The sequence below is a fragment of the Salibacter sp. genome (assembly GCF_031581065.1).
Lineage (GTDB): Bacteria > Bacteroidota > Bacteroidia > Flavobacteriales_G > Salibacteraceae > Salibacter.
Map to the genome: position 1 here is coordinate 16,431 of NZ_JAVLBN010000011.1, position 11,534 is coordinate 27,964.

An 11,534-nucleotide genomic window follows, 5' to 3' on the forward strand; every position below is an offset into this window, starting at 1 on the left:
TTAGCTGAGCTTGTGTTCTGATTCGACTTCACTTACGATATCTCTCCAGGATTCTAATTCCGGAATACCCGGTTTACGCTTACCAAAGAACTGAACAACCTGGTCTTCGTCTTTATTGAAACATTCTATGGCTGTGACCATGCCGTCTTCAGTTGGCTTACGTACTACCCAGGCATCTACAATTCCATCCATATTGATGTGCAGGTTGAAGTCAGGATCCATTACGTTGTACCACGGGCCGCGTTCAAGCAGCTTTTTGATTACTCCTGTATGTATTTGAATCATGCCTTTATTGCCCACAAAAACCATGATCGATACATTGTTTTCAACTGCTTTTTGTAAAATAGACTTGATAGCATCCTTGTCCATTTTGCTTACGTACTCACCTTCAGGTGCCAGACGTAATGCTTGTTTACGAGCTAACTTGTGTTTTTTGAGCAAGCCAAAGAAGTGATGAGTATCTTCTAAATTCACCCAATCTTCACGAAAAGATTCAACATCAATTTCACTATCAGGAGTCTCAGCTTCTTTTTCTTTTTTAGGCTCAACCACAATTGAGCTTTTCTGCTCGTTTGCTTTGTATTTTTCAATCAATTTTTGATAAGCGTTTTCATCGCTTTTGTCAGTGAGGTAAATCTTGTGAATCGCTTCGCCATCATTAGCAAAAAACTGAATGCTTTGACGTTTCATACGGCCGTTGTCATCCGTTACGGCAAAAGCAAACTTCCATGAAGCAAAGAAAATACGCAGGTCGATGTCATCTCCAACAAATAAACCAACATGCGGATTATCGAGTGTTGGATTCAGGTATTCACCTTTGCGTTCGTGTACCACTTCATTGTTGCGAGTAAGTGCCATTACCTTTCCAAGTGATTCAATTTCATTTAAAATTTCCTGGAATTCAGGCTTCAAAAGCGTGACATCTTCTCCAACTCTTGTTGCGAGTAATTCAGCTTCGGTAACTCCCAGTTTTGCGGCCGCGTTACGGATGCGCAATCCCGGTTCAGTTTGAATTAAATCTCTCCATTGATCTTTTAAGGTTGCTGTTGTGTTCATAATTGATATTGTTTTGAAGTTGAGTTATTTATTTTTTCATGAGCCGTTGCGGGACACCCAAAATATACTGCTGGTGCATCGTGGTAAGGATGGTGTTCAACCCGCACGGGAAAGTCGTAGGCTGTAAGTAAGTTTTTTTCGGTCAGAGCCTTATCTGGCGAATCAAAGGCAATGAGCTCACCATCTTTTAAAATCGCAACTTTATCGACATAGAGCGCGGCTAAATTGATGTCGTGAATTACGAGAAGCGTGGTGTTTCCCTGATTTGTAAACTCAGATACACGATCTAAAAATCGATGTTGGTGTTTGATATCTAAGTTGTTGAGTGGCTCATCGAGCAAAAGAAGTCCGGGGCTATCTATCTCGTGAAGCTGAGCAAACGCACGTGCAATTTGAACGCGCTGCTGTTCGCCACCACTCAGCGAGTTGTATGATCGATCAGTCAAATGTTCAACCTCTGTATGGCGTATTGCCCAATCCACAGCTTCAAAATCGTGTTTAGAAGGTTGTTTTTGAAAGTGAGGATAACGCCCCATCAACACGACTTCCCTAACAGGAAACTCCATTGTCATGTAAACTTGTTGAGCTACAACTGCGCGTTTCAACGCCTGTTCCTGTGGCGACAAGTTTTTGAGATTAGCTTCATTCCAAAAGACATCACCTGATGCATCGTGTAGTTGGTTACTCAACGATTTTAGTAATGTTGATTTTCCCGCACCATTTGGGCCAATGATCGCGATCAACTCTCCCAGTTCAGCTTTGAAGCTGGTGGGATGCAAAAGTGTTTTTCCGCCTGGTGTGGCAAAACTGATATTTTGTACATCAAGCATATTTCGCCTTTCTTTTTTGTTGAATGAGTAAATAGAGGAAAACAGGTGCTCCGGTCAGAGCCGTAATAACACCTATCGGAATTTCAGCCGGTTGAGCGATAGTTCGTGAAAGTGTATCGGCCCAAATAAGGAGTAGTGCTCCTCCCAGGGCAGAGGCAGGAAGCAAAAACCTATTATCGCTCGAAAAACTGATGCGTAATATGTGTGGCACAGCCAACCCGATGAATCCGATGATTCCGCAAAATGCAACTGTGGCACTCACGGCAAGTGTTGTAAGAATGATCACTCTTACTTTTAAGCTTTGCACATTTATCCCGATATGTAATGCTTCACTTTCTCCCAGAGCCATAGCGTTGAGCCCCTTACTTATGGGGATGAGGAAAATGAGGCATACCGTAGTGATTGCAGCTACGATTCCTGCACTTTGCCAGGTTGCTCCGCCCAAACTGCCGAGAGTCCAAAAAGTTAATGAACGCAATTGCACATCATCGGCTAAAAATGTCATGACTCCGGTTATTGCTCCGCCAAGAGCGTTGATCGCGATTCCGGCAAGTAGCATTGTAGCTAAATCTGCACCGCGTTTTGTATGAGAAATAGTGAAAATCAACCAGGCAGTGAGTGCTGCTCCGATAAAAGATGCAATTGATAGTAGGGAAACGCCCCACATTGTGTACCATTGAGGCATAATAGCTGATAGCACAACAATGAAAACAGAAGCTGTGGAGGCAGCTCCTGATGAGATCCCTATGATTGAGGGATCAGCAAGTGGGTTGCGAAATATGCCTTGCATAGCTGTACCGCTGATGGCTAATCCCGCTCCCACGAATGCGCTCAGGAGCACACGTGGCAAGCGGATTATCCAAAAGACGGCTTCGTGCTGGCTCTGACCGTTACTGATACCTAATTTGGTGAGGAGGATATCAAGTATTTCAGTAATGGTAATTTTAACGGCTCCTAATCCAGAAGCTACGAAGATAGATGCCGTTACCAGCAAGGCTAAAAGGGTGAGCAATATGGAGCGTTTGCCCGATGTCATTTTATTTTACTGAGTTTTTGGTTGAGTTCAAGAGCTGCTTTTCCCACACGCGGACCAAAATTTGACAATAGTGCACCGTCCATAACGATGAAGTTTTTGTTCTTTCCGGCTTTTGTTGCCTTCATTCCCGGGAGTTTAAGAATACCTGCGCTGCCATTGAGGCTTCCGGCTCCGCTGTTGAATAAGAGCACAGCATCAGGATTTGCTTCAACTAAAGCTTCTGATGTGAGTGGTTGATATTCCTCGATTTCAGTTATTGCATTTTCGCCACCGGCTATTTCAATGATCGTGTTCATAGGTGTTTTGGTACCACCAATCATTGTTGTTCCGGCTCCGCGAGCATAGATGAAAAGGACTTTTGGCTTTTCTTCAAAGTTGTTGAGCTTGCTCAAATCAGTTTTGATTGAACTGATGATTTCGCTACTCTTTTCAGGCTTGTCAATTGCTTCACAAACATCTTTTACAAGTTTATTTGTCCCTTCAACTGAGTAGTCACGTTCAGGGAACATGATAAGCTCAACGCCTGACTGTTTAAGTTGCTCGCGAACCTCAGGCTTAATATTTCCTTCATTACCCAGTACATGAGTTGGTTCTAACGAGAGAATCCCTTCAGCCTGAATTTTCATGTTGTGTCCAACTTTAGGAAGCTTTTGTACTTCTTGCGGATAATTACTGGTGACGTCAACGCCCACGATTTTATCCGTTTCTCCTGCAGCAGCAATGATTTCGGTAATGGCACCGTTGAGTGTCACGATGCGCATCTCTTGATTTTTAGGTTCTGATTGTTGTTTCTCTGTTGTCGATTGTTGGTCAGATCCATTCCCGGAGCCACATCCAAAAAGGATGAAGCTCAGGAATAGTGTGATTGATGTCAATACTCTCATTGTACAATTACTTTTTGTGTTCTTATTTCGTTTCCGATTTTGATCTTAGCGAGGTATAATCCGCCAGTGAGTTGAGAAGTTGAGATGGTTGTATTTGGCTCAACTATCTTGTCGAATACAATCTTTCCGGTCATGTCAATGAGTGTAAGCTCAACCGGTTCTGACTGTGAATCAGTTTTTAAACGAAGTGATTGACCGGGTGCAACCGGGTTAGGGTAGAGTGTTGTTTCTGATTTATTGGTAAATGTTTCAAATCCTGTTGCTCCCAGTTTTTCTTTAGTGAAGTAGAAAGTACCATTTGACGATCCGCCAAAATCACTGAAGATGAGTTTCCAGTAATTTCCCATTTGATCAGTGCAGAAATAAACGGTGCTATCGGCAATCACATAACCTCCTGCATTGAAGTCATAAGACTTCCAGTCGTAGCCCATGATGTTCATTTCAGTTGAGAATTGTGCAGATTGGTAATCTTTGTAAGATTCAGGATCATTAACCGGATAGACTTCAGCTGCTTCAATTCCTTTGTTTTGCAATACTCCTGTAACAGGATAAACACCAAAACCTGGCATTGGGGCACCGTATTGAGTAAATGTAATATCCCAATCGAATCGATTTGGTTCACGATTAACTGTTTCGTCATTTGTGATCGAGTAGTAACCGAAGTTTCTTTCGCTGAATGCTTGTTTATCAACCTGGCGGGTGATAATATCAGATCCATCGAGGTTGGCGAGCTCAAAAGTGTAAACACCGCCAGCGAGTTTGAGCATTTTAAAAGCTTTGTAGTCACCAGCCGTGTTTTGAATGATATAGATACTGTCACCTGTTACATGGTGAGTTGTCATGTTGTAAACTCCCCAACCAAGATCGAATTGATCATTAGGATCTGCCGAGTTGTTAAATGCTCCATGCGCCCAGGATGTATCGCTGTTCAATAGAGCCGGCCAGTTTGTGATTCCTGTTGTGTCGAGGTTTGATCCCCATGCAGCTGTGTCAGCAGTTGGATAAATCCATAGTTGTGTACCGCCTGCATGATTGATGCGGATTGAAGAGTTGTACCCGTTGATTTCGAATGCTAAATCCCAGTTATCAACTTGTTCAGATTTAACTTCTCCATTTTCAAAGCTGTACCAAACCTGATGGGTATAACCGGCATTTACAGATACTGAATCTGTATTGGTTTGGGCTTTTAAACTACCTGATAATAAGGCGAATGCTGTCAATAATGTAAAAATCGATTTCATGACGTGACTATTTATTTTTATTTGGATTGATTCTAAACAGTCACAAAAGTGAGTTCATTCAATTATTGATACAATACCAAAAACACGGTATTTAGACTGATTCTAAATAAATACCTAAAAGTTGGTATTGATAATGTTTAGTTTTGAAAAAATCTGATATGTGAAATGGATCATGGTTTAACTCAGTTTACAATTGATAGGATAAGAGAGATACTAGGTCGGTATCCGCAAGTTCAAAAGGCAATTTTGATTGGGGATAGAGCCAGAGGAGATTATGGAGACAAAACAGATATTGAACTGGCTCTGGAGGGAAAAGACATTGATATTAGTCTCCTGTTCATGATCGATAACGACCTCGTTGATTTGCTGCTGCCTTATGAAGTTGATTTAATTAGATTTTCAAGAGTTAAAAACCCTGAACTGAAGAAGCATATTGAGGAAGAGGGAGAAACACTTTTTGAAAAATAAGATTTTAAACAAACATCTTTAGCGAAGCCGGTTTAATCTTCACTTCAATCGGACTTTCAGCTTCTATTGGTTCGCCATCGAGGTGAGCGTGATGAAAAGTAGTTTCAATCTTAAAGTATTTACCTTTTAACGTTACGGCATTTTTGCTCTTGTCAAAGTTCTTTCCAAAGAGTCTCAAAACGGCTGTGAGTAGCGTGATTTTTGGCGCATCTTTCACGATTACCATGTTGAGTAGGCCGTCCTGCATATTGGCTTTTGGTGCAATACGAGCATTGTTACCAAATTGGTCACTGTTTGCAATTACAGCCAAAAAGCCCTTCACTTCAATCTTTTCATCCTCTGTTGAAACGGTGAACATAGCTGGTTTAAACTTTAAAAAATGTTTACCTACTGCTCTGAGGTACCCGGTTAATCCTCTGCTGGCATAACGGTCAAATTCATGACTGATCAACCCGTCAAAACCAATCCCGGCCAATCCGATGAACGGTCTGTTATTGAGCAAAGCTGTATCAATCCGTTGGAAAGTAGCGCTGTATTTCAAGTGTTCAATCGCCTTCTTGAATTTCACCGGAATCTGCAGGCAACGGGCAACACCATTTCCTGATCCTTTAGGTAAAATAGCCATAGCTGTTTCGGTATCGGTCAGAACCGAGCCGATTTCGTTCACCGTTCCGTCACCGCCTACAGCAATTACAAGGTCATAGTTATTATCGACAGCTTCTTTTGCCAGCTCTGCTGTGTGTCCGCGGTACTTTGATCGCTCAATATCATAGTCGAATCTGGTTTTGTCTAAGTATCGATCAATATCGCGCTCAGACTGCTGAGCATCTTTGTGTCCCGAGTTAGGGTTTACGATTATTTTGGTTCTGAATGTTGTCATCGCAAAACCAGGTTATTGGAAATGAGTCGGTCGTTGAATTGTTGAATGACAGATTTTAGCGTTTTTTCCATCTCGGGTTTTTGTATGCCTTTTTTAACCAGGTTTTCCTGTAAGTGTGGATCGTTTTTGTAATCGAATATGGCTTTTACTTCTTTGCCGTCAAACCCAACAATATAGCGGTTATCAATGATTTGGTAATTGTTGTTGATGTAGCTAAAAGCGTATCGGTTTTCTTCTTCAAAAACATTGTATCCAAAACGGATAATATCACCTTCATAATTAGATAAATGAAGAATTGAGGGCATGATATCAGTATGCTGGATTATTCCTTTCTTCTTTTTGCCTTCTTTTTTAGGGTGGTAAAAAGCGATGGGAACACGGTAAGAACCAACTCTTTTCCTGTAAAATTGCTCTTGTGGAATACTTGTGTGATCAGCAGTTAAGATGAACCAGGTGTTTTCAAACCAGCTCGCTTTACGGGCTTTTTCAAAAAACTTTTTAAGTGCATGATCAGCATATCGGATGCTGTTTTTAAGCGGTAGGTCAGCACCGTTAAATTCGTTTTTGTACTGCTCAGGAATTTTAAATGGATGGTGGCTGCTCAGGGTAAACATGCAACTCATAAAAGGCTGCTTTTCTTTTTCGAGCTCATCAGCGTAAAACTGGAGAAACGGCTCATCAAATATTCCCCAATTTCCATCGTAATCGCCTTCGTAAGGGTATTCATATCTTCCCACATATCGGTCAAATCCGGCTGCATAAGCAAAAGCATCAAAACCCATTGTTCCGTTGTTGCCTCCGTGGAAAAAGGAGGTGGAATAGCCCAAATCACCTAAAATTTCTGGAAGAGCGGTTACAGAGTTACCACCGTATGCAGATTGGATATAAGGTGTAGTCATCAAGGCCGGGACATTGGAAATGATAGCCGGCATGGCTTCAACTGATTTTCGACCGTTGGCATATCCGGCTTCAAACCGAATTGAATTTTCAATTAACGAATCTAGAAATGGTGTATAGGTTGGGAGATCACCATTAATAGCACCAACATATTCTTCAGAAAAACTTTCGAGAATGAGTATGACGAAGTTAGGATTTTCGCCACTCGATTTGATGTGTAATTTGGTATTGAAATATGACTCTGCCTGTTTATCAGAAAAATAATGTTGTGTTTCTACATTCGACTTGCCAACTGTTTTCATGATGGCAAATGGAGTGTTCAAGACGAGCGGAATATTTTGTGTTGTAGCGTAATGACTGGCATCCATAATATTGATAGGAACATACTGAGCACCTCCACGAGCAATAAGAACACTCAATCCAACTCCTATCACAAAAATGACAGAGTGAAAGATGTAATAACGGATTCCTGTTTTGGAGTTGTTGGTTGGTTTTAATCGGATCTGACCATAAAGGAAATTCATCACCACGATCAGAACCACTAAAATGAGTAAGATGTACCAGTAGTCGATCATGAATTGAGGCAGAAGGTTGGCGACATCATCACCAAGTATTATAAGTTCGAGTAGATCGGCCGTACTGCGCTTAAAGGTAAATTTAAAATACTCGAGATCGATGAGGTTAAAAGTGAGGAGGAGTGAGTTTATGATGAAAAACAGGACTTTCAGGAACGTTTGATACCATTTTTTGGATCTGAACGAAAAAGGGATAAGGTGGAAGACAATAAGTGGTGAATTGAGGATAACAATAGCTGATAAATCGAATCGTAAACCTCCTAAAAAGACACCGGCTGTGACATCCTGAAAGTAAGATGCGTTGAATATCCAAAAAAGAAAGCGGCAAATCGTAAAGATGAGTAAAACGATAGCTAATCGCTTTGCCAATATGCAGATGTGCTTGAAGTATTCAGCCATGCGGCAAATGTAGCTTAATTTCAATTTTTGTGTTGTGTTGAATCTCGAGAAGATATTTTGCATTTTACAGAAAAAATTATATATTTAAGCGTGCAAATAAACCGCTTAATACCATTAAGTCGATGCATACTGCCATTTATTGGTGGCGTGATCCTTTGCTCATATTTCCCAATAAATATAGCTACTAACATCTCGATTACTCTGGTTCTCTTGAGTTGTTCACTTCTTTTACTACTCAAAAAATACAGGAGATTATTTGGCGTAATAGCTGTTCCTGTATTCATGTTGTTTGGGTATTTATTGGCTGAATCGAGCATTTCAAAATTCAGCAAAAACCCTGTTGGTGATTACTTGAATGGTTCTGACACACTTCTAATTGAAGTTGTGGAGGAGCCTCATGTCAAAGAAAACTCGATCAAAGCTGAGGTTGAGGTTCTACAGGTTGTTAAAGGTGAACAATTTTTACCGGTAAGCGGCAAAGCAATTATCTATTTTGATGACACATTATCAATTAGTTACGGAGATCAAAGGTTGATCGCAACTCAGCTGAATGAAATTGATGGACCTAAAAACCCTGGACAGTTTGATTACAAGCGTTACCTGTTCCATCACCACATATATCACAGCGGTTATGTCGCAAGTGAAAAGGATACTTTATTGAGTGAAGGAAATGGAAATCCTATTCAGGCATTTGCTATCTCTGCTCGTCAAAAGTTGATGAAACAGTTAGCGAAAGTTGTACCAGAAAAAGATGAACACGCAATAGCATCAGCGCTTATTTTGGGGTACAAAGACGAACTGACGTCTCAAACACGATCTGCTTTTGCGAGTGCCGGAGCTATGCATGTTCTTGCAGTATCCGGACTCCATGTTGGAATAATCTATCTGGTAATAGAAAAACTGCTGAAAATTTTTCCACTCCTGTATCGAAAGAAATGGCTGCGCGGATCTTTGTTGTTGGGCGGAATTTGGAGTTATGCAATTCTCACCGGATTATCTGCTTCAGTAATTAGAGCAGCTACAATGCTCACGTTTGTTGTATTGGCCACTGTTTTTAACCGGCACACTAATATTTATAATACCATAGCCGCATCAGCTTTTTTCATTTTGTTGGTCTTTGGTCCGTTCAGGATTATGGAAGTAGGGATGCAATTGAGCTATTTGGCTGTACTTGGCATTATATTGATTCAGCCGTGGCTGAGCAGCTTCCTTACAATTGAGAACCGGATTTTGAGATGGGTTTGGGAAATTAGCTGTGTTTCGGTGAGTGCCCAATTGGCAACAGCTCCTCTTGGGTTTTTGTATTTTCATCAGTTTCCCAACTATTTTTTGTTGTCAAATTTGGCGGTTATTCCGTGTGCTTTTTTGATTCTCACAACCGGACTCATTTATCTTGCTGTTTCAATCGTTCCTTTTGTAGGAGAATTTGTTGGTTACTTATTGAAGTATGAGGTGAGATTGCTCGATTATGTTGTGAGTTTAGTGGATCAGTTGCCAAATTCCATATTGGCTGGTATTGATATTTCAATCCTTGAAACCTACTTGATCTACTTTATAATCGGATCCTTTTTATTCGCTTTTATGGCGCGCAAGAAGAGAGCTTTTTTCTATCTCACCACATTGTTGGTCATATTTTTAGGGTTTCAAATAGTGGAGAAATATGCTCAATCTAATCAGCAGGTTTTTACAGTTTACAGCACACGGTCAGAGCCGGCTTTAGCCATCATCAATGGTAGTAGCGGAAAGGTTTATTCCACCGCTTCATTTTTGGGAAGTGACGATCAATTACTCTTTCATGTGGATCACCATCTATGGAAACGCGGATTGCTGAGAGGTGAGTCTGTAAGTGAGGAAAAGCTACAGCCAGATTCTGTTGTTTATGAGTTTGATGATAAAGTGATTCTCCATCTGTTTGGAGATAGAGAGCAATATCCTCAAGACATGAATTTTGACTGGGTTGTAATCAGTGATGGAGGGTTTATTCCTGTTGATTTTTTCGCATCAAATCAAATTGAAAAAGTTATCTTCGATGCAACCAACTCTGCCGGCAGAATAAAGGCTCTGACCGAAATAGCAAATGAAAACAATATCGAAGTTTACGATGTGGCTGAAGAAGGTGCGTTTGTGTTTGAAAGTAATTACTGAACAAACTCTCTAAAGTTGCTTCGGTTGATGATTGCAGAATGTGATGGTTTGTAGTTGCTAATGAATGTTTTAGATAATGAAGCTTTTGCTTGCGGGTTTAATTTGAATTCGAAGACCTTTAATTCGTTGTCAATTTCTTCAATTAAGTCTATCTCTTGCTGCTGTTTAGTTCGCCAGAAATACAATTCTCCAAAATTTCTTTTGTAGGCATTTTGTTTGACTCTTTCACTTACAAGGAAGTTTTCCCATAAATGACCTCTATCATTCCTCACAGAGAAGGGCTCTAGCGAGTTGATAACAGCGTTTCTCACTCCATTATCGTAAAAGTAGATTTTTTTAGACTTTTTAATTTCGTTGCGTAAGTTTCTGCTAAATGCCGGAAGTCTAAATACGACATAGGCTTTTTCTAAAATATCAATATATCGTTCAATTGTTTTGGTGTCAACGCCAACTAATTTTGAGAGTTCTGAATATCTGATTTCCTGTCCAACCTGGTAAGCTAAAGCCCTGGTTAACTTTTGTATTATTTGAGGTTTTCTCAAACCATCATACGCAAGGATATCTTTATAGAGATAACTGTCAACTAATTGATGAAGTATCTCTTTTTGATCCTGAGGGTGATTTATTATATCAGGGTAAAAGCCAAAAACAAGCTGGTTATCAATTCTTTTCTCAGCTTCTAAATAGCCAAAATGTTTCTCAAATTCTTTCCATGAAATAGGGTAGAGGTTGTATTGCCATTTTCTACCGGTTAATGGTTCCTGGATGTATTCTGATAACTCAAAACTGGATGAACCGCTAAGGATTAGCTGAACGTTTTTGAATTGATCGGTTATTATTTTTCCGGTTAATCCGATATTTTGAATTCGTTGAGCTTCATCAATAAATACGATTTTATTGTTGCCAATAATTTGAGCTATTTGACTCTCAAGAGGTTCACTTAAAAGCTCTCGTATTTTTTGATCATCACCATCAAGAAACAGAACATTTTGGTTCTGGTTGTTTAAAAGCTCGTTGATTAAAGTCGTTTTTCCAACTTGCCTGGGACCATTAATCACAATAGCTTTTCCAGAAAACATTCTCTTTTTTAATTCCTCGAAGAGTTGTCTTTCAATCATGCTCC

The 11,534-nt window shown here is 40.3% G+C and carries 10 protein-coding genes; 2 read left to right on the forward strand and 8 right to left on the reverse strand.

Annotation, left to right across the window (positions count from 1 at the left end):
• Genes RI557_RS04480 through RI557_RS04500 form a run of 5 tightly spaced genes read right to left on the reverse strand, consistent with a single transcriptional unit; the run spans position 1 to position 5,047 of the window.
• A complete protein-coding gene (locus tag RI557_RS04480; RefSeq protein ID WP_310667490.1) occupies positions 1 to 1,056 on the reverse strand; it encodes a ChuX/HutX family heme-like substrate-binding protein in 1,056 nt (351 codons plus the stop codon).
• Positions 1,053 to 1,886, reverse strand: coding sequence for a heme ABC transporter ATP-binding protein (locus tag RI557_RS04485; protein ID WP_310667491.1), 834 nt, complete (start codon positions 1,884 to 1,886; stop codon positions 1,053 to 1,055). Before RI557_RS04485 ends, RI557_RS04480 begins: the two co-directional genes overlap by 4 nt.
• On the reverse strand, positions 1,879 to 2,922 hold the full coding sequence (locus RI557_RS04490) for an iron ABC transporter permease (RefSeq protein ID WP_310682411.1): 1,044 nt from the start codon (positions 2,920 to 2,922) through the stop codon (positions 1,879 to 1,881). The genes RI557_RS04485 and RI557_RS04490 overlap by 8 nt, the downstream gene beginning before the upstream one ends.
• Positions 2,919 to 3,806: an ABC transporter substrate-binding protein gene (locus RI557_RS04495; RefSeq protein WP_310667493.1), complete on the reverse strand. Its 888-nt coding sequence runs from the start codon at positions 3,804 to 3,806 to the stop codon at positions 2,919 to 2,921. The genes RI557_RS04490 and RI557_RS04495 overlap by 4 nt, the downstream gene beginning before the upstream one ends.
• Positions 3,803 to 5,047 (reverse strand): T9SS type A sorting domain-containing protein, encoded by a 1,245-nt coding sequence (locus RI557_RS04500; protein WP_310682413.1) that lies wholly within the window; start codon positions 5,045 to 5,047, stop codon positions 3,803 to 3,805. Before RI557_RS04500 ends, RI557_RS04495 begins: the two co-directional genes overlap by 4 nt.
• A gap of 165 nt (positions 5,048 to 5,212) precedes the next feature.
• On the opposite strand from RI557_RS04500, the gene RI557_RS04505 reads away from it, so the two are divergent.
• A complete protein-coding gene (locus RI557_RS04505) occupies positions 5,213 to 5,515 on the forward strand; it encodes a nucleotidyltransferase domain-containing protein (RefSeq protein ID WP_310682415.1) in 303 nt (100 codons plus the stop codon).
• Positions 5,516 to 5,519: 4 nt separating this feature from the next.
• On the opposite strand, the gene RI557_RS04510 is transcribed toward RI557_RS04505, so the two are convergent.
• Together RI557_RS04510 and RI557_RS04515 are read right to left on the reverse strand one after the other, a co-directional pair.
• Positions 5,520 to 6,395 (reverse strand): YegS/Rv2252/BmrU family lipid kinase, encoded by an 876-nt coding sequence (locus RI557_RS04510; protein ID WP_310682417.1) that lies wholly within the window; start codon positions 6,393 to 6,395, stop codon positions 5,520 to 5,522.
• Entirely contained in the window at positions 6,392 to 8,266 is a 1,875-nt protein-coding gene (locus tag RI557_RS04515) for a sulfatase-like hydrolase/transferase (protein WP_310668401.1), read from the reverse strand. The genes RI557_RS04510 and RI557_RS04515 overlap by 4 nt, the downstream gene beginning before the upstream one ends.
• Before the next feature lie 210 nt (positions 8,267 to 8,476).
• On the opposite strand from RI557_RS04515, the gene RI557_RS04520 reads away from it, so the two are divergent.
• Positions 8,477 to 10,411 carry a ComEC/Rec2 family competence protein gene (locus RI557_RS04520; protein WP_409079671.1) on the forward strand — a complete coding sequence of 645 codons (1,935 nt, stop codon included), beginning with the start codon at positions 8,477 to 8,479 and terminating at the stop codon, positions 10,409 to 10,411.
• Here the strand turns inward: RI557_RS04520 and RI557_RS04525 are convergent.
• Positions 10,405 to 11,529 (reverse strand): ATP-binding protein, encoded by a 1,125-nt coding sequence (locus RI557_RS04525; protein WP_310682422.1) that lies wholly within the window; start codon positions 11,527 to 11,529, stop codon positions 10,405 to 10,407. The two genes, RI557_RS04520 and RI557_RS04525, sit on opposite strands and share 7 nt — an antisense overlap.
• Positions 11,530 to 11,534 lie beyond the last annotated feature (5 nt).

What these genes read in the sequence shown, in the direction of transcription:
- RI557_RS04525 (WP_310682422.1), bottom strand. Translation starts at nt 11,529, where the DNA reads ATGATTGAAAGACAACTCTTCGAGGAATTAAAAAAGAGAATGTTTTCT.
- RI557_RS04485 (WP_310667491.1), bottom strand. Translation starts at nt 1,886, where the DNA reads ATGCTTGATGTACAAAATATCAGTTTTGCCACACCAGGCGGAAAAACA.
- RI557_RS04500 (WP_310682413.1), bottom strand. Translation starts at nt 5,047, where the DNA reads ATGAAATCGATTTTTACATTATTGACAGCATTCGCCTTATTATCAGGT.
- RI557_RS04510 (WP_310682417.1), bottom strand. Translation starts at nt 6,395, where the DNA reads ATGACAACATTCAGAACCAAAATAATCGTAAACCCTAACTCGGGACAC.
- RI557_RS04495 (WP_310667493.1), bottom strand. Translation starts at nt 3,806, where the DNA reads ATGAGAGTATTGACATCAATCACACTATTCCTGAGCTTCATCCTTTTT.
- RI557_RS04515 (WP_310668401.1), bottom strand. Translation starts at nt 8,266, where the DNA reads ATGGCTGAATACTTCAAGCACATCTGCATATTGGCAAAGCGATTAGCT.
- RI557_RS04490 (WP_310682411.1), bottom strand. Translation starts at nt 2,922, where the DNA reads ATGACATCGGGCAAACGCTCCATATTGCTCACCCTTTTAGCCTTGCTG.
- RI557_RS04505 (WP_310682415.1), top strand. Translation starts at nt 5,213, where the DNA reads ATGGATCATGGTTTAACTCAGTTTACAATTGATAGGATAAGAGAGATA.
- RI557_RS04480 (WP_310667490.1), bottom strand. Translation starts at nt 1,056, where the DNA reads ATGAACACAACAGCAACCTTAAAAGATCAATGGAGAGATTTAATTCAA.